14 protein-coding genes are annotated in these 23,441 nt (G+C 42.7%); 5 read left to right on the top strand and 9 right to left on the bottom strand.

Translation table 11 applies throughout. The annotated features are described in order from the left end of the window. Positions 1–38: 38 nt before the first annotated feature. From WS34_RS08460 to rny, 3 genes are all read left to right on the top strand, one after another. Entirely contained in the window at positions 39–329 is a 291-nt protein-coding gene (locus WS34_RS08460) for a coiled-coil domain-containing protein (RefSeq protein ID WP_013612182.1), read from the top strand. Between the two features lie 2 nt (positions 330–331). Continuing rightward, positions 332–601: a cell division protein ZapA gene (locus tag WS34_RS08455; RefSeq protein ID WP_013612183.1), complete on the top strand. Its 270-nt coding sequence runs from the start codon at positions 332–334 to the stop codon at positions 599–601. A 285-nt stretch (positions 602–886) separates the two neighbouring features. Further along, positions 887–2,425, top strand: a complete 1,539-nt coding sequence (gene rny / locus WS34_RS08450) for a ribonuclease Y (protein WP_013612184.1) — start codon at positions 887–889, stop codon at positions 2,423–2,425. A 422-nt stretch (positions 2,426–2,847) separates the two neighbouring features. Here the strand turns inward: rny and WS34_RS08445 are convergent, their stop codons facing one another. The 6 genes from WS34_RS08445 to WS34_RS08420 form a co-directional block, all read right to left on the bottom strand. Further along, positions 2,848–3,795, bottom strand: a complete 948-nt coding sequence (locus WS34_RS08445; RefSeq protein WP_046404276.1) for a DUF4842 domain-containing protein — start codon at positions 3,793–3,795, stop codon at positions 2,848–2,850. A 98-nt stretch (positions 3,796–3,893) separates the two neighbouring features. Then, the gene (locus tag WS34_RS08440; RefSeq protein ID WP_022160402.1) at positions 3,894–5,153 is read right to left on the bottom strand and encodes a mechanosensitive ion channel family protein; all 1,260 of its coding nucleotides are present in this window, start codon (positions 5,151–5,153) and stop codon (positions 3,894–3,896) included. Between the two features lie 3 nt (positions 5,154–5,156). Then, positions 5,157–8,192, bottom strand: a complete 3,036-nt coding sequence (locus WS34_RS08435; RefSeq protein ID WP_046404274.1) for an efflux RND transporter permease subunit — start codon at positions 8,190–8,192, stop codon at positions 5,157–5,159. A 33-nt stretch (positions 8,193–8,225) separates the two neighbouring features. After that, the gene (locus WS34_RS08430; RefSeq protein WP_046404272.1) at positions 8,226–11,480 is read right to left on the bottom strand and encodes an efflux RND transporter permease subunit; all 3,255 of its coding nucleotides are present in this window, start codon (positions 11,478–11,480) and stop codon (positions 8,226–8,228) included. Positions 11,481–11,503: 23 nt separating this feature from the next. After that, the gene (locus WS34_RS08425; protein ID WP_046404270.1) at positions 11,504–12,595 is read right to left on the bottom strand and encodes an efflux RND transporter periplasmic adaptor subunit; all 1,092 of its coding nucleotides are present in this window, start codon (positions 12,593–12,595) and stop codon (positions 11,504–11,506) included. A gap of 126 nt (positions 12,596–12,721) precedes the next feature. Beyond that, positions 12,722–14,566 (bottom strand): O-antigen ligase family protein, encoded by a 1,845-nt coding sequence (locus tag WS34_RS08420; RefSeq protein ID WP_087381484.1) that lies wholly within the window; start codon positions 14,564–14,566, stop codon positions 12,722–12,724. Between the two features lie 341 nt (positions 14,567–14,907). On the opposite strand from WS34_RS08420, the gene WS34_RS08415 reads away from it, so the two are divergent. Then, entirely contained in the window at positions 14,908–18,123 is a 3,216-nt protein-coding gene (locus tag WS34_RS08415; protein WP_162609988.1) for a SusC/RagA family TonB-linked outer membrane protein, read from the top strand. 12 nt (positions 18,124–18,135) lie between these two features. Next, positions 18,136–19,881 carry a RagB/SusD family nutrient uptake outer membrane protein gene (locus WS34_RS08410; protein ID WP_046404269.1) on the top strand — a complete coding sequence of 582 codons (1,746 nt, stop codon included), beginning with the start codon at positions 18,136–18,138 and terminating at the stop codon, positions 19,879–19,881. Positions 19,882–19,969: 88 nt separating this feature from the next. Here WS34_RS08410 and WS34_RS08405 read toward each other — a convergent pair whose 3' ends face one another. The 3 genes from WS34_RS08405 to WS34_RS08395 all read right to left on the bottom strand — a co-directional run. Further along, on the bottom strand, positions 19,970–21,001 hold the full coding sequence (locus WS34_RS08405; protein ID WP_046404291.1) for a BF3164 family lipoprotein: 1,032 nt from the start codon (positions 20,999–21,001) through the stop codon (positions 19,970–19,972). A gap of 44 nt (positions 21,002–21,045) precedes the next feature. Further along, positions 21,046–22,071: a DUF4934 domain-containing protein gene (locus WS34_RS08400; RefSeq protein WP_272043361.1), complete on the bottom strand. Its 1,026-nt coding sequence runs from the start codon at positions 22,069–22,071 to the stop codon at positions 21,046–21,048. Positions 22,072–22,343: 272 nt separating this feature from the next. After that, a partial coding sequence (locus WS34_RS08395) for a DUF4934 domain-containing protein (RefSeq protein ID WP_286693688.1) occupies positions 22,344–23,441 on the bottom strand: 1,098 nt, incomplete at its 5' end.

The raw sequence follows: 23,441 nt of genomic DNA, 5'->3' as shown, positions 1-23,441 counted from the left end.
AAGAATAAATTTTATCTTTGTCATGAAAAGATTGAGTTATGGCAGCAAAACACGATGCCGTTATAAACGAGCTGAATTTTAAAATAGATAAATTAATAAAACTATATATATCCTCTCTGGAACAGAACAAAAGTCTGGAAAGCAAAATACAGGATTTGCAATCCGAGCTTGAAAACCTGCAAAGAGAGAACAAAGATTTAAACAATAAACTAAAAACAACCAGAGTGGCTAGTGCAATTTCGGAAGGGAACGGAAGTTATGAAGCGAAAATGCGAATCAACCAACTGGTGCGGGAGATAGATAAATGTATTGCTCTTTTGAATAATTAATTATGTCTGAAAAACGCAACATTAACTTAACTATTGCCGATATACCTCTGAATTTGAATATTTCAGCAGCAGATGAAGAGATCATCCGGAAAGCGGCAAAGGAAATTAATGAACGTGTTTTAAAATATAAAACCGGAAATACAGAACCGGAGCCTTTTTATTTTTTAGCTTATGTTTCGCTGTTGCATACGATAAAAATGCTGCAACAAGAACAGAAGTTTAATGAAATAGAACAAATTAATTTGAAACTTGATGAATTCATCAAAGAGTAAGTATTTTTAGAGTTCTTTGAACATAGATATTCCCGCATTATTTCGACTTTAAGCGAAAAACTCAACACTCAAACAATTAGAGCAGACGCTTATATTTGCACAAGACAGGCCTCGACTCTTCGGAGTTCCTTCGGGACAGTGGAAGTCTGAATCAAATGGCAGCTCTACCCGTGTCATACAGGGGTTTTATTAAAAAGAAATAGTGCGGGATTTTTTTGTGCATTTACAAAAAGAGAAAACAGTGTAACATTAAACTATATTATAAATTTAATTAATAACAGAAATATGACAATGACAACAATAATCGCAAGCGTGATAGCTTTGTTCGTCGGTATAGCGATCGGCTGGTTTATTATGAGATTAGCCATGAAATACCGGGCACAAAATATCATCAAAGAAGCTGAAGCTGAAGCAGAAGTGATCAAAAAGGATAAAATTCTTCAGGCTAAAGAAAAATTCTTACAGATCAAAGCCGAACATGAAAAACAGGCTGCTGCCAGAAATAATAAGCTGTTGATGGCCGAAAACAAGTTAAAACAACAGGAAACCGATATTTCGCGCAAACTGGAAGAAATACAACGCAAAGGGAAAGAACTCCAAAGCCAGCAAAGCAACATAGAAGTACAAAAAGAATTGATCGAAAAGAAAACGGCAGAATTGGACAAGATCAAAAAACAGCAAATCGAACAACTTGAAGCCATTTCAGGTATGTCCGGTGAGCAGGCAAAAGAAAAACTGATCAACTCTCTGAAAGAAGAAGCAGAGGCAGAAGCCATCTCTTATGTCAACGAGATCATGGAGGAAGCTAAAATGACTGCCAATATGGAAGCTAAAAAGGTCGTGATAAAGACGATTCAGCGTGTAGCGACCGAAACAGCGACCGAAAATGCAGTCTCTATTTTCCACATCGATTCGGACGAAATCAAAGGCCGGATTATCGGACGCGAAGGTCGTAATATCCGCGCACTCGAAGCTGCAACAGGAGTTGAAATCATCGTCGACGATACTCCTGAAGCGATCGTACTCTCGGGTTTCGATCCGGTAAGAAGGGAAATTGCACGTCTGTCTTTACACCAGCTGGTAACAGACGGACGTATCCATCCTGCCCGCATCGAAGAGGTAGTGAATAAAGTGAAAAAACAAATCGAAGAAGAAATTATCGAAACCGGTAAGCGCACCACAATCGACTTAGGAGTCCACGGTTTACATCCCGAATTGATCCGTCTGATCGGTAAAATGAAATATCGTTCTTCTTATGGTCAGAACCTATTGCAACATGCCCGTGAAACAGCTAATCTTTGTGCGATCATGGCAGCCGAACTGGGTCTGAATGTGAAGAAAGCCAAACGTGCCGGATTACTCCATGATATCGGTAAAGTGCCCGACGACGAGCCGGAATTACCACACGCTATTCTGGGTATGCAATTAGCCGAAAAATATAAAGAAAAACCGGATATCTGTAATGCTATCGGAGCCCACCACGAAGAAATCGAAATGACGACACTGATCGCACCTATCGTACAGGCTTGTGATGCGATCTCAGGAGCTCGTCCGGGTGCACGTCGGGAAGTCGTCGAATCTTATATCAAACGCTTGAAAGATATGGAAGATCTGGCACTCTCGTACAATGGAGTTGTGAAGACCTATGCCATCCAAGCCGGACGGGAATTGAGAGTCGTTGTTGGGAGTGAAAAAATCTCGGATGCAGAAGCAGAAAAAATCTCATTCGATATCGCAAAACGAATCCAGGATGAAATGACTTACCCCGGACAGGTTAAAGTAACCGTCATCCGCGAAACCCGGGCAATCAACTATGCCAAATAGTTTAAGATTCATCTTTATAAAAAACAGCAGGCCCTACCCGGTCTGCTGTTTTTTATTCCGTCCTCCGGGGACGGACCTTTCGTCCCATTTTACTCCTTTTCTCGCTCAAAACATGCTAAGTCGATATTGTAGTTGGAGAGTAGCAATGAAGCAAACGGACAAAGCGGTACCGTTTTCAGAACTTAAATCTCAGTAAGAGTAGAATCCATTTTCTATTTCGTTTTTGTGTCATCAGACCGGTTCACCCGGAATCGGAATAGAAAGAAAAAATAAACCTGGAATTAAATTAGTTTAGAAAGTTCATAAGGTTTAAAACTTATTCTATTCTAAACAAAAACGAAGAGCATTCAGTTTTAACGTTGCTATCGCTACACGGCTACACCTTTTTACCGTAAAAGAAGGATTAGGCTGTCGCCCTTCCATTATTGCCAATCCCAGATCCGCTTAGTCGTCCCGGGGATTTTTTCATAATTGTATTTGTAGATCATTTTCTTGTCGGCATATTTCCCAAAAGTAACTACTTCCCCATTAATCCAACTTTTGAAATCCGGATAAGCTTCGAACAAAGAAATTTTTTCTTCGGCATAAGCAAACGTACCGTGACTGCCGTTCAGACCATAAACGACCAGACCATAAGGCATCCCTTCCTCATTCAATAAATCATAGTCACTGTATTCAGCATCGGCATTTATTGCAAAATACCGATTATCATCTACTTCAATAAACCAGGCGATACTAGCATATTCATCTTTCCCTTTTTCCAATTCATGGTCGAGACGGCGTTCCAGGCTATAACAGACCGGTTGCAGATCACTTTGTGTATTGATAAATCCTTTTTCACCACCGAACAAGTCTTTACGCACATCTTCCGAAATGATATGTTCGCTTTTATCATTACCGATCACACATCCCAGTTTGATCACCTTTTGGCTCCCTAAAGCAATCGGTTGAATATCGATCTGCAATTTATTCCAGGAATGTAAATTCCGAACATGGATAATCAAATCATTATAATCATAATCACCGGAACGGGTATCTTCGAACATAATCGCCTGCCAGGATTTATTATAAGCAATCTTAGCATCTGTATCGTTCAATACTTCATATTCGATCGAGATCTCATCACCGGTACTTCCCTTCGTCGATACTTTCATCCCTTTCGGGATTTGTATGGTCATCGGCTGAGTGACAATAGCGACAGTATCTTGCCCATACATCACATAGGTGGCATACCCCTCCTGAACCGGTACTTCAAAAGGCTCTGAAGTAACACAATTAGCAATCCGTTGTCCGCCATTATATAAATTTCCCGGACGCGTACACGAGCTGATCAAAGCAATCCCCACCAATCCGAATAAAATTCTACTCATTGTTTTCGATTTTAGGTCATTTTATCTCCCCCAAAGATAGAACGATTAAACCAAGACACACTTATAAAAAAAACGGATTGTTTTATACAAAACACCAATCACACTCTTTCTAAAACCCGGACTATATCTGCAGAAGAAGGATTTTGGAATACTTTTAGACCAAAATAAGGAACTACCGCAAAAATATGATCGAAAACATCGGCCTGGATTTTCTCATAAGGCACCCAATCTTTCTCTCTGGAGAAGAAATACACCTCCAAAGGGATTCCTTTTTCGGTCGGTTGTAATTGCCGGACCATATACGTCAAATCAGAATTTACGACAGGTAAATTTTTCAGGTATAATTCGAGATAAGCCCGGAAAACGCCCAGATTTGTCTGGTGTATTCCATTGACCGGCACAGAATCGTCGATCCCCTGCTGCTGATTGTATTGTTGTACTTTCTGCTCGGTTTGCTCGATATATTCCTTTAAAATAACGATCTTTTTATATCTTTCCAGCATTTCCGGTGTACAGAAACAGACACTATTCACATCCAAATTGACAGAACGTTTCACGCGACGTCCACCGGACTCCCGCATGCCCCTCCAGTTTTGAAACGAATCACTCACCAAGGCATAAGGCGGGATTGTAATAATCGTATTGTCGAAATTACGGACTTTCACTGTATTCAGAGTCACTTCGATCACCGTACCGTCGGCATTGTATTTAGGCATCGTAATCCAATCCCCCGGGCGCAACATATCATTGGCCGAAAGTTGCACTCCGGAAACGAGGCCCATGATACTATCCTTGAAAACCAACATTAAAATAGCAGCCGAAGCTCCCAAACCAGCCAAAAGATGGGTAGGAGATTTCTCGATCAATACAGCAATAATGCAAATCGAACCGACAAAAAACAAAGCGACCTGAATAATCTGGTAGACACCTTTCAGAGGCCGGTCACGAAATACTTCCTTCTGTGTGGCCAACTGGAATATGACTCCCAGAAAAATGTTGATAAACCGCAAAGCAGCCGCTATAATATACACCATACACAGCTTTCGGATAAACGCCAGGGCATCCGATCCGTCGGGGAAAGCGATCGGCAAAAGTATATATACCACCACAGGCGGCAGGATGTGGCAGAAATTATTCATGACCCGATCGTTAAACAACAGATCGTCCCAGGTCACCTTTGTCTTTTGGGTTACCTTACGCACCAACCGCACAATCCCTTTCCTGCAAATCCAATCTGTCAGAAAAGCCAATACGGCTATCAATACAAGAACAATCAGGCGATTCAGATTAGTCATATAACTGAGATCGAGACCTAAAGACTCCAAAAAATAATACACCCACCGCGTAAATGTTTCCATCGTCTATTCTCCTTTTTTTCTAACCAAATAATAATAACACAAAGGTACCCAATACAGACTGACCAGTGTACCGATCGTCATCCCGCTGATCATAGCTACCGCCAGCGGCCGCTGTAATTGGGAACCGATATCGTCTCCCCATAAAAAAGGGATCAAAGCAAAAATAGTAGTCAAACTCGTCATCAGAATCGGCTTCAACCGCCTCACCCCACCTTCGTGAATGGCTTCCAGCAAAGGAAATCCCTGTTGTTGAAGCCGGATGATCGTATCGATCTTCAGAATCGAGTCGTTGATCACGATACCACTCATGACCACGATACCGATCATCGACATCAGATTCAGTGAGATCCCACAAATCCACAATGCCAGCAAAGTCATCGCCACATCGATCGGAATCTCGATCAATACGATCAAAGGTAATGTCAACGATTCGAATTGACTGGCTAAAATAAAGTAGAGCATCAGCAAGGCTACGATTACGATCATCAACATCTGCCAGAAAGTCTCATTCCCCTCGAAATAAGCCCCTCCGAAATGAGGATCCAGATTAGCTTTTACCGCTTCTGTCCTCACCGTCTTTATAATCTCCCGGATACTATCCCCTGTATTGTATACCTGAACAGGCACGACGACTCCTTCTTTTTTCCCGAAAATTTTCTTGTAATCGTATTCCATTGACAAATCGGTCAACGCAGCTACCGGAATATACTTCCTATCCGAATTAGACACATACACCTCGTTGAGAATATCCCGGATCGTATGTTCATTTTCAGTAATGACAATCGGAATATAAAGGTTCCCCGTATTCAATTTTCCGATACTGACCTTACTGATATTCTTTTCCAACGTATTCAACAGCACATTCTGATTCACTTTATACAATGCCAAACGTTCGGGCAAGATATGGACTACGATTCTTTCCTGTACGGCAGGCTTATTCAATTTCAGTCCGGGCATTTCCTCATTCAAATGGTCGATGAATGCATTAATTTTCGATAAATCCTCTATCTTGCGGGCAGATTCTCCCGAGAGGTAAATGATCAAAGGAGCATCTTCTCCCTTAAACAACTGTTCGAACAGATTTTCCACCTTCGCCGGTTCTACCCGGGCTTCCGGATAGTTTTTCTTAATATAAGCGGTTATATCCCCGACCAAAACTTTCAGGCTTTCATTATCGGTAGTTTTTATATAAAACTCCGCCTCATTGATATTACCGTTATCCTCGGGATTCAGGAAAAACTGTTTTTCACCGATATGACAGGATATTTCAGTACAACGTCCCTTAAACTGCCGGATAATATCCTGCACCCGGTTATAATTTTCATCGACATGAATACTGTTGTTCCAGTCTGTCCGGATCAACATTTCATTGATTTCTACCGGAGGCATCCGTTCCACTTTAGTGAAAAAAGCCGTAGCAGCACCCAACAATACCAGCACAGCCACGATCAGCATGGTCTTATGGCGGTGATAAAACACAAAGTGATAGACAATCGTATAGTACTTATCCAGATGCTTAAAACTGATCCGTTTGATAAAATTACTGATTTTCCCGTCTTCATGTGCTCTTTTAAAGAGAAGATAAAAAATGACAGGGACAATCGTCAGCGAAACGATCAGCGAGACAAAAAGCCCGACGCCTACAGCTACCGCCTGGTCATAGAACAAAGCCCCGGCAACTCCTCCCAGAAATATCAACGGCACAAATACCGCACAAGTCGTCAACACCGAAGACAACAGGGGACGGAAAATCTCGGCCGTACCGTCCGCACAAGCCACAAACAGCGAATCTCCCCGTTCCCTTCGCTGGTTGATATTATCGATGACGATAATCGAATTATCGATCATCATCCCCACCCCCATAATCAAACCGGAGAGAGAAATGGTATTGATAGACAAACCGATCAACTGGAAAAACAGTACACTGATGACCACAGAAACCGGTATACTGATCCCGATAATCATCGGTGAACGGGCATCCCGCAAGAAAAACAACATAATAAATACAGCCAGGATAATCCCCCATACTAAACTCTGCTGCAAATTCGTAATCGAGTAATTCAGTAAGGCAGCCTGATCCCGCGATACGGAAAATTCAATATCCGGATATTCTGTTTCAAAATTTTCCAGCATCTCACTGACTTTCTCTTTCATCTCCGACATCCGGGCACTCGATTGTTTGATCACCGCCATACACAGGGATTGTTTTTCGCCATTCACGAACATCCCTCTCTTATCTCTCGGCCGTATGCCCACTTCGGCAATATCTTTCACCTGCATCAGACGCCCTTCGATATTCAGGTATACCTCCCGGACATCTTCGACCGACATCAGCTGACTGGTAAATTTTATATTATATTGGTAGTAACCGTCCCGGATCGACAAGCTTCCCGACACCCGGTTATTTTGATCGATAGCTTCTTTCAATTGGTCTTGGGTAATATTCAGACTCTTCATTTTGGCTTCATCGGGCAAGATATACATTTCGGGCTGATACATCCCGCTAATATCCACCATCGCGACATCCGGCAATTGCTCCAACCGCTTTTTCAAAACGGCATCGGCAAATTCGCAAAATTCCAGGAATTTGATATCCGATTCCAATTTTTTTAAATTCAACTGAATATAAAATACAGGAATATCCGAAGTCGAAGCTTTAATAATCGTAGGCCGTTGCATCTCTTTAGGGAAGCTGTTCATCGCAGCATCCACTTTCTGATTGACCTCGATAAAAGCATAATCGATCGAAGTGCCGTATTCGAACTTCATGGTTATCGTTCCGCTCCCTTCCCTGGATTCGGAAGTAATGTCCGATAATGACGGAATCTGTTGCAGCTGCCCTCTCAGTAAGTTGGTGATACTGTTTTCCATTTCATTGACCGAGGCATTATCCTGAGTATAATGTATACTGATCTCGGGAATATCTACATCCGGCATCAATGAAACCGGTAGCTGAAACATAGCCACTGCCCCCAATACCAAAAAGGCAATGGTGCTCATGATTACCGCGACGGGACGTTTGAGTAAAAAACCAATCATTTTCTTAATATTTAATGACCAAAAAGGAAAACATCAATGCTTTATGAATCCCCGTATCTTATTCAATTTAATATGACTTAACCATTTTCTTCCCTCTTCCTTCACCCCACTGTTTTTCCGTCTGTATCCCGCTTTATCTTCCCTACGCATAAAAAACAAAGGCAGATAAATCATCAACACCAATACAGAAAAAATAAGGCCACTCATCGTCCCGATCGCCAGGCTGATCCAAAAATCGGCCACGTTACTTCCGATCAGGAAAGGGATAAATCCCAAAATTGTGGAAATAACCGTCAGCAGAATCGGAATAATTTTCGCATTCCAGGCACTCAAATAAGTTTGTAACCCTCTCGCTTTTCCCGCAATGATCTTATTATTATAATCGTTCTGAATATACAACACCGCATTCACCGATAATCCGCACATCAGGATAAAGGCCGCCAATCCCCCTTCGTTAAATACCAGCCCGAAACAGTAAAAACCCAAAAAACAGCCGATAAACGACAAAGGCACGATCAGCATTACGATCATCGCTTGCTTCAAGGATTCGAGCAAGATGGCACAGATAAAATAAATTATACAGAATACCAGTAAGATATACAGAATACGCCGATCGAACCCATTGCTCATCTTCCAGTATCCTCCCCAATAATCCCGGCCTTCCTTCACCCGGAAACCGATCGGCATACTCTGGTTCATTTCCTTCATCACTCTCTCTTTCACCTTATTCGACAACATATAATCCCCGATAAAATCATATTGTACCGATACATCGTATTCCTGATTCGTTTTCGTGATCTTATCGAACGTATCCTCATATTGGATCGTGCCGACGTCACTCAAACGGAAAGTGGCTTTATCGCCCTGTACCGGATAATTCTGCATCTCCCAGATACTGGTCTCCACCGTATTTTTGGGCCGGATAACAATAGAAGTCTGTTCGTTATCGATATAAGCCGTAGTATACTCATCCCGGGCATAAGACAAACTCCTCAATCTCCACATAATATCATTGACATTCGAATTATTACGGGCCAGTTTAGCTTTATCGACTTTCACCACAAACTCCCTCATTTTCTCGGGATTCCGGGCATTTCCGATATATAATTTCTTCACCCGGCGGTTTTCAGATAGCTTGTTCTTCAAGACTTCGGCATACTTCATCACTTGCCGGTAATTATATCCCACCACCTTCAGCTCTTCACTGCGGTAACCGTCTCCCAGGCTATTGGAAAAACTCCTTCCGACTCCGGAAATCTGTGAATCGGCATTCCCGATCGAATTACAATAACGCACCAACTCATTCTTCAGCATCTCGGGGAAACCGGTCATCTCGGCTTCTTCTTTAAAGGTGATTTTCATTCTTCCCTCGTTAGCAGAACTGATACTCGTCGTAAAAAGGTCGACTTCTTGAAATCCGGAGACAAAATTTTCCACTTTCATAAATGCCTCGTTCATTTGTTCCAGTGTCGCTCCATGCGGCATTGTCATCACTACACTCAGGGAGGTCCGGATACGGTCGTTATTGTCATTTTGCCTCCACTCCCCTTTTCCTCCTTCCACGAACAAGCGCAGGCTTCCTCCCAACAGCTTATCCATCCAGGGTCTGATCGTCAGAAACCATTCGCTGCTAAAGATTCGGTTATAGGTCTCGGCATACGACTTATCGCGGTCCACTGAAGAAGGAATCATAAATACAGGTAATCCGAATCCGAGAATAGCCAAAATCACCCATGCCTTCCTGAATCTCCAGGTGAACCCGATAAACCGCTTGTATTTCCAGGTAAATTTTACAACTTTTCTCTTGCGGGCAACACGCACTCTGGCTTCTTTTTTCCGCAACGGTATTTTTTCCATCAAAGCCGGTACAAAGAAAAGAGCTACAAACAATGATACGGACAAATTGACAATGATAACCGTAGTAAAATCCCACATATTCCGCATGATCTCATTGTCCATATTGAAAATAACGGTCAAAGCCCCCATCGTCGTCAGCGTAGCAGCCAGAATAGCCATAAATACTTTCCGGTCACGATGATGTCTGTAATGATCGGCCATAACGATCACATTATCGATGATGATACCGAACGACACAGTTATCCCTGCCAGAGTATAAATATGGATTTCTACTTTCAGGAAATAATAGAAAACAAAAGCAATCAGCACATTAGCAGCTAAAGAAACGGCGATAATCAACAAATAGCGGAAATCCCGGCTCACCAGAAACACAAAAATCAGCAGAATCAAAATCGTCAATAAGGTCCGGAAAAGCGTCTGGTTCAATTCATCTTCCAGTTCCTTACTGGCATCATAAGCCATCTGCAAAGAATATTTTCCGCCGAAATCCTTTTCCAACAAATCCATCTTATCCCTGACTTTGGCCGAAAGGTCGATCACATTAGCATTCTTTTCTGCGAAAATATTGATATTCAACTGATTCAGACCATTGATCCGGTAATAGGAGGAAGGAGACTTCTCCCGATAATCCAGGGTTGCGATATCTTTCAATAAAACAATCCGATCCCCCAGTGTCTTGATCGGCATATTCAGCATATCGATCTCATGACTCAGCGGATTACCCCGGAAAATAATATAAGCATATTCTTTGGCAGGAACGGTATCGATCAATACTTTTCCCCCATCCCGGCGCATATAATAATTGTTCAAAGCTGAGCGGATATCGGAAGCACTGATACCGATATTTTCAAGCACTTGCTGATCGTAAATCAGTACCCATTCCATGGGAACAGCCCCGGTTACCGTCACACTTTCTATCCCCGGCATGGTAGAGACGATGTTCGAGATATTGTCTTCCGCAAAACGGGAGACATCCTGAGTAGTACCAGGCCCTGAAATACCGTAAGTCAATAAAAGCTGCCGTTCTTTTTTAGCTTCTTTACCGGAACTGTATTCTCCTCCACGTACTTCCGACACCTGTACCCCTTCCGGGAATCCGCTTTTCACCGAACGGACCACAGACCCCAGATACAGTTTAATGGCATCGATATTTTCTTCTTTATCGATAGAAAGCCTGATTGTTCCCCAGCCATTCCCGGTCTCCGAAACAATTTCCCGTAACCCTCTCGTCCGCGCCAAAGCCCCTTCCAATTTGGTCGTCACCTCCATTTCCAGTAATTCGGGGCCGGCATTATCCCAAGAGAAAGATACCGACAAATCGTTCGAACGGGAAGAAGGGAGCAACTGCAAAGACAACACAGGAATCAGACTGATCCCTAAAAGCATCAGTACGACAAAAATAGTATTGACAGAAAAAGCAGATAATTTCACCTTCCAAGTGTTTTCAGGAACTACTACTCCTTTTTATTTATCAGCGTCACCTCACACTCGTGCGACAACCCCAGATTATTCTCGTAAATAGCCTCTTCCCCCTCTTTTAATCCCGATTCGATACACACTTCCCGGCTATTTTCAAATCCTGTTTCGACATATTTCCATATAGCCCGGCCGTTTTCGTAGACAAACACGACTTTTCTCCCCTGCCGCGGCAACACCGCTGTTTTCGGAACGATCAATTTATCGGCGATTTGCCGTTTAGCCAATATACTGACATTCATTCCATCCACCAACACTGCTTTGGGATTATCGGTTGTAGCCCTGACTTTCACCATACCGTTTTCATCGATTTTCGGATTCACTTCAGTCACCGTGCCTTTCAGGGTAACTTTATCGTTTGCATAAGGCGTAATTTCTACTTCCATCCCTGCCTTCAAATGGGCGATCTCGGTTTCCAGTACGTTAAACACAATCTCCATGGTAGCATCGTCGATTACCGAACAAACCTCTTTATAGGCAGAGGACTGATTGTATTCCTTCACCTCCAGATCGGCGATCACGCCGTCAAAAGGAGCATACACCGTGATGTTCGAATAATCGTACACCGCTTTTTCATATTCTTTAACCGCAGAGGTATAACCGATCTGTAATTTGATATTTTCCAGCCGGGTTTTAGAGATTACACGCTCGTCCAGCGTATCTTCCAATGAATTTATCCCCTCATTCATCAGCCGTCCCCTCAATTCCAGCTTCGCCTTTTCCCAGCTCAGGCGGGCAGCTTCCAACTGCTGACCGGCTTTCAGTTCGTCCACGCTCACGATGGGATCTCCTTCTTTCACCCTTTCTCCATTTTTCACATGTACTTTCCTGACCACATCATTCGTGATAAAAGCCAAAACCGCTTTCCGACGGGCATTAACTTTGCCATTACTGACCAATTCCATTTCAAAGGGAGCCAGCCGGGCTTTTGCAGCTTTCACCTCGATTTTGTCCTGTTTCTGGCTGATCCGGGCCAAATCTTTTTCTTCTTTTTTCTCCTCCTTCTTATTTCCACAACCACCGACAAGCCCCAAGGCAAGCATTAATGCAAAAAAAGCGATTTTATTCATATCTTTTCTTTAAAATATTGCGAAAGTATAATTAGTTGTAAATATATTAAAACTTTACAATCTCCCTTCACTTTTCCCCTTCTTTTTCAATCCGAACGGTACTTTTTAACAAATTCTCTCTTTTTCCTATGGTTTCAGTCTTTCTTCCAATTCTGCTTTCATTTCTTTTACGGCATCCGACATCACTTTGGGTTCTTTCTGAATCACCTGCCGGGCCATATCACGGCCTTTCTCCGATTGTCCGCTTTCGAAATACATTTTCGCCAATAAATAGAGGGGATATAAACGATGAGGCACCATATAGGAAGCCTGCTTAAAACAGGCTTCAGCCTGTCCGAAATGCTTCAAGGCTTCGGCGTCTTTCCCCATAATATTATAGAACATCGGATCGGCACTGAGCCGTGTACCTTCTGTCAGAATCCGAATCCCTTCCTCATATTGCCCGGTTTTCGACAAACACTGTCCATACTCGAAAAGAAATTTCGGCTGGTCTTTCAAAAAAGGATATAAATCCCGGTAATGATCTACCGTTTCCTCAAAAATATCCATGCTGAAATAACGTTGTTCCTCTCCCCAACGGATATAAGCCTGCTTCCATTCCTCCTTATGCTCCGTCAATCGCCAGGTAATACCTGCCATCAAGAGAGAAGCTCCCATGACAAACCATGCACCCACAGTCCTTTTTCGTTCCTCCGCAGGCAGTTTCCGGTCATCCAGCGTACCGGCAAGCGCCATAAACAGAACGAATACAATCACCAAAGGAATCACACTCAACGGATAAGAAAAACAGGCGAACACCGAAAAGGCTGTCAGCCCTCCCAGCACCGCTCCTTTCTCGGGGCGGGAAGAATAGAGCAATTGCCGGACTGCCAACCCGACAGCCAATAAGAAAAGGATACTCCCGACAATCCCCAATTCCACCCCCAACTGCAGATATTCATTAAACCCGTATTCCGGCGAGCCGGCCACCCACTCTTCTTGTTCCGTAGCTTCCTCCGTGGCAAAATAAGCAGCCTGCGCTTTCCCGAATGCACCGCCAAAATAACCCAATCCACATCCCCCCCAAGGATTTTCGGCTATCGCCCGACCAGCGATTTTCCACATTAAACGGCGTCCATCGGCCGAATCTTTTTTCATCAGATAAAGTCCACTGAACAACAGCAACAGACACACCACACCGATACCCGCTACCCACCAAGCCTTTTTTCCCAGTTTTCGTCCCAGCTCTTTCAGCTGTTTCCTGATCCGGTAATAAAATGCCGTTACCACCCCGCATCCGGCAACCGCCGCCAACCAGCTGCTCCGGCTCATTCCGGCCGGCAAAATAGACAAAATCAACAACAGTATCCCCCAGACAAAGCCGGACTCCAACTTGTACCTCCACTCACCGACACTCTTTTGCCGACCGGGATACACCGATAAACAATAGAACAAAACGACCGGCAATACCATCACTAAAAATCCCGAATAAGGCCCCGGGTTAAAAAAAGATCCTGTCAGCCGGTAAAGCGAATGCCCCGAGGCGAACCAACCATACAATTGTCCGAACCCATAAATCGTCTCTACCAATCCCGCTCCCATGAGCGTCCACAACATCACCGTGACGGCATTCCGGAAAAGCGAAGAAAGCAGACGCAATAAAAAATAAAGGATCACAAACAAAATCCATAATTCTGTCCGATAACCGACCATCCCATCCCCATAAACCGAACGCAGCAGGACATATCCCCCCAACAACAATACCCCCGCATCCGGCAGGCGAAAACGAAATTTTTTCCGAACGCACCAAGCCACTGTAATACCACACAAAACTTCTATCCAAATCACCCGATAGAAACCGAAACGCACGGCCGTTACATGGCTTTCTGCCAGCTCACGATCACGATCGTACCAAAATACAAACAACAGTGCAGTCAACAAAAACACCACGATCCCTTTAGTTGTGGCAACCCACCGATTATCCGAAACCATCCGATTCTTTTAAAAATTAATATAGTGATCCCATATTCTGTTTCATCAAATAATCATAACGAATCAGAAAATAAGACAAATTTAAAGATTTTTCCGATATAAGCCGTTTTAATACACCATATATATAAAAAAATCGGAAATTATAATAGAATTCGGAGATACCCGTTGGGGAAATATTCCACAAACCGGGGAATTATTACTCAGCTATCGCTTGTGTAATTAAAATGTAAATAATTGTTTATCAGTTGTAAAATCTTGCAAAATCCGGTTGGCATGTGTTTTATTGGATGCTATAGTATATTCAAAAAATGGAAAATATGCACAATCTGAAAAAATTTAATATGAATAGAAAGTATAGAGTCCGGATACGATGCCTGACCTTTCTGGTAACTTTGTTCTGGCTGCCGCTTCATGCTCAGGAGGCCGGAAAAGAATTCCGGCCGGCCGGTGAACCGATTTCTTATGCAGAAAAGGATAACCGGAAAAAATCTCCGGAACCGTTGGAAGACCAAAAGGATAAGTTGAAAAAACAGCATATCATTACAGTCAAGGGACGAGTGACCGACGCTGCCGGAGAACCTTTGATCGGTGTAAATGTACTGATCAAAGAAAGCGGCACAGGGCAAGTGACCGATCTTAACGGCGAATTCAAATTACCGGATATCCGGTTCGGTTCCCCGTTACGCATCTCCTTTATCGGATACAAACCCCTCGAGGTCAATGCGCGGGAAAATATGCGCCTTACCTTGTATGAAGACCGGACAAAATTGGATGAAGTAGTTATAGTAGGATATGGTTCACAGAAAAAGGCAAATCTCTCCGGAGCTGTTTCCTCGGTTAACATCGATGCCTTGGCCGAGCGGCCAGTCACCAATGCCGAGAATGCCCTGGCCGGATTGGCCTCAGGACTGACCGTAACCAATTCGGGGGGGAATACCCCGGGTTTCGAGACTTCTACGATCCGGATCCGGGGTGTCGGTACATTGAACAATGCCGATCCGCTCGTGGTGATCGATGGCGTAGCCGGTTGTGCTATCAGTGATATCAATCCCCAGGATATAAAAAACATTTCGATACTGAAAGATGCCGCTTCGTCGGCCATCTACGGTTCGCGGGCTGCCAACGGAGTGATCCTGATTACCACAAAAACCGGATACGAAGGCAGTGCCAAAATTACGTACAGCGGCAATTTCTCGTTTGAAAAGGTAGCTAAACGTTTGAATCTGGTCACCGACTATGCCGATTTTATGGAGATTCAGAATGCGGCTCTGAGTGCTAACGGGCAAGCCCCCCGTTTCTCCCAGACCTCCATCGACGCCTGGCGCAATGACAACGGAGCTAACCCCACCGTTTATCCCAATACCGACTGGCAGGATCATATTTACCGGAATCCGTCGGTGGTACAGAATCATAATCTTTCGGCTATCGGAGGAACGAAAACGGTACGTTATAACCTGTCTCTGGGCTATGTGAAAAATCCGGGTATCGTTTATAATACCGATTATGAGCGTTATCAATTGCGTTCGAATGTCGAAGTCGACATCAAACCCTGGATCACTGCCGGAATGAACATCTTCGGTTATATGGATTCCAATAATCCGAATGCCGAAAATGCTACCAACGGAGGAGACGTGATATTCGGTTCGGGAGCATTGAATACAGTTCCCGGCATGACGCTCTATGACCCTGAAACGGGTCTGTACGGAGGTGTGCAAAATCCGGAGGAAGAGAACGTCAGCAATTTTAATCCTTACCGGCGTATGTGGTTTTACAAAGAGGATTTTCCGATAAAAACCCGTCGTATTGTCCCCAAACTGTTTGCCCGTTTGTCACCGGTAGAAGGTTTGACCCTGAGTGCTTCGTTCACCTATAACTCCTGGGAACGGAATGAAGAATATCAATTATGCGACAAAAATCTATATCGCTTTACACTGGATGGACCTGTACTGCTGCGGGAAGGTACGGTCCGTACTTATATCAACCGGTATAATCGTCGGAATACGTTCCGGACTTCGGATGTGACGGCACGCTATGAATGGAATGTCAGCAAACTGAATGCTTCTGCACTGGTTGGTATCAGTCAGGAATACAATAAACGGGAAGACGAACGGTTCAGGAAATACGATCTGGCCGACGATGCTCTGACCAGTATCAACGGGGGGAGTACCAACGGTGAGATTGAAGGAAACTATACAGAATGGGCCATGCGTTCATATTTCGGCCGGATAAACCTGTCGTGGGACGATAAATATCTACTGGAAGTAAACCTGCGGGCAGACGGTTCCTCCCGTTTTGCCCCCGATAAGCGCTGGGGATGGTTTCCTTCCGTATCCGCCGGTTGGAGCATTTCGGAAGAACCCTTCCTGAAAAAAGCTGCCGGTTGGCTGGATATGCTGAAACTGCGGGTTTCTTACGGTACACTCGGCAACAACGCCACATCGACTTTCTATATGTATCAGCCCCTCTATGCTTCAGCCAATTACGTACTGGGCAATGCGGTGGCCAGTGGACTGGCACAGACCACCCTCGCCAATCCCAATCTCACCTGGGAGACGACGCACATGACCAATATCGGTCTGGATTACGGGTTGTTTGCCCATCGTTTAAGTGGTTCTGTGGATGTATTCAACAGGCTGACGACAGATATCCTGATTTCATTGCCGGCACCGTTAGAGCACGGCACTTCTGCTGTCCCCAACCAAAATGCCGGCAAGGTACGCAACCGGGGTATCGATTTCGATATCAGCTGGTTCGATCATATCGGCAGTATGACCTATTCTCTTGGCTTCCACATGGGATATGTCCGCAATAAAGTGACCAAATTTCAGGGGGAAGTCCCTTCTATTAACGGCGTTTATAAATTGCAGGAAGGAAAACCCATCAATCAGTTATATGTCATGTCTGTGGACCGTATTGTCCGCGATCAGTCCGATCTGGACTATGTACAGTCTCTGGTCGATAAAAATCCGGACTATTTCGCCACTTATCAAAGACCGGAATTGGGCGACTTCCTGTATGCAGATGCGAATCATGACGGGAATCTGGATGCCAACGACCGGATCGAGATCGGTAACGGCAACTCCCCCGCATTTACTTTCGGCGGTAATATCGGTATTTCCTGGAAAGGATTCGATTTCAGTATGTTGCTCCAAGGGGTAGGAAAACACAAAGTCTATTATAACAACCAGGCATTCCGGTTTGTCACTGTCATGGGGCAATCCTTGAATAAAGATATTACCGACCATGCCTGGACACCTGAAAATCCTTACAATTCCAAATATCCCCGGCTCCGGAACAATGCCAACAGTAAAAACAACATTGCCAGCGATGCCTTGGTGTTTAACGCCTCTTATTTACGGTGTAAGAACATTCAGTTAGGATACACGCTTCCCAGCCATATTTCGGAGAAATTTTTTGTCGAAAATCTCAAAATATATACCAGTATCGACAACTTGTTTACCTTAACGGATTTCCCCGGCCTGGACCCGGAAATAGCCGCCGGCGTAGGTTATCCTCAGTTGAGGCAATATTCAGTAGGAATCAATGTCACATTTTAAAATTCAGCACTAATGAAAGGACACTATATTTTTTCCGCTCTTTTAGGTATAGGTTTATTACTCCAAGGGTGTGAAACGCTCGATTATACTCCTGCCGACCAATTGAACGACAAAACGTTCTGGCGGACGGAGCAACATGCCAATCAGGCGGCCGTCGCTCTGTATGCTGCCATGAAAGCCGGCTGGGCTTTCGGACGCGACTTTACTTTCGATATGATATCCGATATTGCGGACGGTACGTCTCCCCATGCCGGAATTGCCCGGGGTACCTCTTTTTCATCCGGTGACGCTTCTGTCCAGAACACCTGGCAATATCTCTACGAAGTAGTACACCGTTCGAATACGGTCATCCGGAATGTCTCCGCCATGGATATCGATGAAACAGTGAAAACACGTGTCATAGGCGAAGCCAAATTCCTGCGTGCCATGGCCTATTTCAGAATGCTCAATTGCTGGGGAGGAGTACCTTATTACGATGAGAGCTGTATCATCGAAGAGGAATTCGCCACCTTGTCCAACCCGCGCGAATCGGCAGAAACCATCCGCGGTCACATTCTCGACGACCTGACGGATGCCATCTCCAAACTTCCCGTAGCCTGGGAAACATCCGATTACGGGCGTGCCACGAAAGGGGCTGCCTACGCTTTGCGCGGGAAGGTATATCTTTACAACCGGGAGTGGAGCAAGGCCATTGCCGATTTTGAAGAAATCGTCTACAACAAAACGAATAATTACGGCTATGAACTGCATCCGGATTACAATGAACTGTTCCGCTTGTACAACGGCAAACGCAGCAAAGAGATGATTTTCTCCATCCAGTCTCTGGACGGTAACGTGGCAGGGCACGGGCTGGAATTGTGCAGTTTTCTGGGCAATAAATCCACTATGCGCCTCATTGCCAGCAATTGTATCGTACCTTCGACCCACCTGGTGGATATGTACGAGAACCTCGATGGCAGTCCGTTTAACTGGGACGATATCTTTCCGGGATTCAACGACGGTAGTCCGGAATTCCGGCGTGATGTCCTGAGTGTTGCGATAGATGACGGGAGTACAAAGATTACCGACTTATTGAATTGTGACACAACTAAAGTCCTCGACGCATACCGCAAGCGGGATCCCCGCCTGTGCCTGAATGTCATTACGCCTTATTCCCATTATCTGGGAACAGACGCCGGTTCGGTGCCGATGGATAAGCAGTTTGTGCTTCACAATCCCCAAAAAGGCGGTTCACCGATGGAAGCACAGGCCTTTATCCGGAATTCCGAAGGCTGGAATTCTTATTTCTGGCGTAAATTTATTCCCACCGGTAATCTTGACGGTTATTGGGGAGAATATACGCGGGTACCTTATGAATTTCCGTTGATCCGCCTGGGGGATGTACTGTTGATGCTGGCAGAGGCATATAACGAAGATAACAGTTTAGACAAAGCCGTTACAGAACTCAACAAAGTACGCGACCGGGTGGGGATGCCGTCGTTGAACAATGGCAGCCCCTGGCTGGCTGTCAACAGCCAGGAAGAAATGCGGCAACGTATTCGTAACGAGCGGGCATATGAATTGCCGGCTGAGGGCCACCGTTATTGGGACCTGAGGCGTTGGGGTATCTATGGCCCGACAGTCAAAAATGCAACCGATATCTACGGCGATTTGATGTTTACACGTGAGTACCAGCCACGGCATGAGTTATGGCCTATCCCGCAGGTAGAACTGGAACGGAATCCTAATCTTCAGCACGATCAGAATCCCGGATGGTAAAATGAATGTAGGATTAAATGTTTGTATGAAAGGAGCCATCGTCTTTCATACAAACATTTAATCCGGCACACCGGCAGGAGAGAATAAATTACAGTTTAAAGCGATAGATTATCGATTCATCGTCGATATACCTGACTCCATAAATGAAGTGTTTATCGACACAAAAAGTGCTTATTGGAAAAGGTAATAAATATTTTTTTATTTTCTCACCTTTCCAATTAAAACAAAGAATTTCATTTGAAATAAATCCGGCTTTATTAGCTTTCGCATAACTTTCTGCAGAATAAGTAAAACAAATCATTTCATCAGAAACAGCCATCTTCATCAGGCCGGCTATACTTTCATTTATTCTGATTCCATAGCGTCCTGCTCTTTCACGAATAAGAGGGATGTGATTATATGGATTAAGAAATATACGATGGATATCTTTTCCTTCAATTTGATAAATCTCAAAAACATCGGATGCTAAGGTTAAAATAACAAATTTATTCTGAATATCATTTGAACTAATTTTTGTTTGGTATACACTCCCTCTATATATTCCTTCCACTCCTTCATAAGCAAAAGGATAATCGAAAAAACAACCGAGTATATTATTACTTGAATCAAGCAAACCAAAGTACCCTTCTTTAAACGATCCAACTGCAACTTTTACGTGATTGATTACATCCATATGCCTGGGCCTAAAATCCACCGTATATGGATAAGCTTCTTTCTCTATATGGTAAGGAATTTTATTCTCAATCACATCAGAAATCGAAACATAATTTATTTCTTTCTGCATAGCATCCAAAAAAACCAATTTTGACCCACAAACCGTAAATCCAGTTCCTATTTGAAGATATTCACCAGGACCTCGTCCTCTTTTTCCTAATCTTTTTATGATCTTCTTCCCATTGACATCAATAAATGAAAAATGATATGTGTCATTCATATGCTTAGTTATCAAGACACTGTCCAAAATCGCCATATCAGTTATTCTATTAAAAACGTCATTCTTATCAGAATAAACACTGTCGTAGTCAGTGATTTCCTCGACAATATCGAAAACATCGATATCTGAACGCTTGCATGCATCACAAATGATAAGAAATAGCAGGATTTTCAAAATATACTTCATGATCGATTTTATAATTCGGTTTATTCTCATATGCTACGAGATTTTTATTTTTTCAAACGATAAAGAACAATGACCGGATTATCCGATTCTTTCACATTCAATCTTGCAGCTATATCTGGAGCCCATTGGGTAAAAATATAAGCATTTTCCCAAGCAACGAAGTAACCGTCCGTATAAGTTAATGTTGAACCGAAGGGTACAAATATATCCTCTTCTTTATGCTTCGCTCCCGTAATTACTTCTCCTGTTCTTCTATAGAAGTAAGCCTCCTGACTATAACCTTTACGTACAAAAACGAAATAAATAACATCATCCCCAGCAACGACCTCTGTAATAATACCGGTCTTCGATCTCAGATTTTTTATATTATGCTGTATGTAATCATTCCCCAAAACATATTTATCTTTCCCAAAATCGACATAAAAAGCAGGACAGAAATGTCCCTTGTTAATCTGATAAATGGTATCACTCACTAAAGGAGAATAAGCCAATACTAAACTATCCACTCCATATCCAAATCCTCCTTCTGCGTAGCGGTTTAATGGACTTGCAGGCATAAATCCTTCCTTTATTCCCTCATCAAAATCATACCGGTAGTAATGACTGGCATCGCCTTTATTAAAAGAAGCACTTCCGAAAAAATAAAACCACCACTCACCGTTCTCCAAGGCAGCCTGAGCAGGAACCAACTTCGATTTCAGATTCCGGCTTTCGATGTAATTCCCTTCCAAATCGTAATAATAAAATTTATACCAACCCGGAAATACCAACCGATCATTTTTCTTATCAATCAAAAACGCTTTATGAGAATTACAAACATTTAATTCTCCAGGTGCACGGCCTATCGGAATCAATTTTTGGAATCTACCATTCCGGTCAAAAATATACAACCCTCCTGTAAATACAAAACAATAAAATTTTCCTTTATAATACTCCATGCGTCGGAACATCGAAGCGTCAATCAAACATTCGTCCGTCGTTTCCAAAGGGATATAAATCGCAGTGTCCACGATTTCGCTCATCGTCATCCATACATCATTAGCTATTTCAGGAACTTTGATTGTTATCACAGGAGAAACCGAAAACTTTTGACATGAATACATGCATACAATAAATAGTAATTTTAAAATACTTTTAATCATATTTTATCAATTCACAAGAAATAATAATCAAGAACGTCAACAAAACCATTTTCCTATTCTACAAAATATCTTTTAAACTATCAAAATATGAAATTGAAAAATTATTGTCATTTTGCATCGGGAAAAAAAGATTAGAAACATTAAAGTTTTCGTCAATCAAACAAATATAAAATTCTTCATCTTTTTCAGACTAATCCTCTTCATTGATCAATACCCTCATTTTTTTTAAATTTACATTTCATAACAATAGGATTATTATCTTCATTGACATCCAATAAACCATGCTCACGAAAAAAAGTAATGTATTCATTACTAGGTTCCTCTTCAACCAACTTCCTTATGAGTAAGGGAGAAAAATACGAAACAAATTCGTTGTTTATCACCGATTGGAAGAAAAGATCGATACCAAAAAAATCATTCTTCAACGCTCCGGTCATAATACTATGCTTCACCCCTTTACGAATAATTGTCGAGTATAATTTATTACCGAAAAAATAATCGATTTTCATAAATTCATCCGTTTCAATAAAATTATTCACGAAATAGGCACAATCTTTATTTTTTTTATAAAATTCTTCCACCTCTTCGCCATTCATCGCTATTAAATCCTCTTTACTTTTTTTATCCCCGAAATCAATATAATATAAAGGGTGCGGTTTATGATCAATGATCTGAAATATGGTATCGTTAAAAGGATAAATGTATCTGATGAAATGATTGTATTTAGAAAAAGGATAGGAAATATCCTGATACATTTTTCCATTATCGAATATTTTATCACTGTATGAAAAATATTTAACAAATTCAGATCCGGTTTGAATATGCAAATTGAAACAGGATTTTTTTACTGTTATTTTTCCCAGAAAATTCTTTTTATACTCATAATTGATCATTTTTGAAGTATGAAAAGCTAAATCACCTCCAGAGGTAACAATCAAATCTTTGTAAAACAATTCTAAAGGAACTGACTTTATATATTTTCCTTCATAACTAAAGTATTTCAAATTCTTAAAATTATCTGTAGTTATGACATATTGATTTTCAGTATCTAAAGTAAAACATTCTAAAAATTCGAATTCTCCCGGAGCACGTCCTTTCTGCCCAATTTTATTTATAAATCCTCCCAATGAATCGAATATTAGCACCGAATGCTGATATCGGTCCAATATAAAATATTTACCTCGATCATATTCTAATTTATCTATTTGAACTAACAATGAATTAAGTGTGGTCTCTAAAGAAACAAATGTCAATGTATCTACCAATTGAGATAAAAGGATCTCCATTCCTTGTTCCGG

This window comes from Odoribacter sp. N15.MGS-14, assembly GCF_000980245.1.
In the GTDB taxonomy this organism is placed as follows: domain Bacteria; phylum Bacteroidota; class Bacteroidia; order Bacteroidales; family Marinifilaceae; genus Odoribacter; species Odoribacter splanchnicus.
This window is presented reverse-complemented; position numbering and strand designations above follow the sequence as displayed.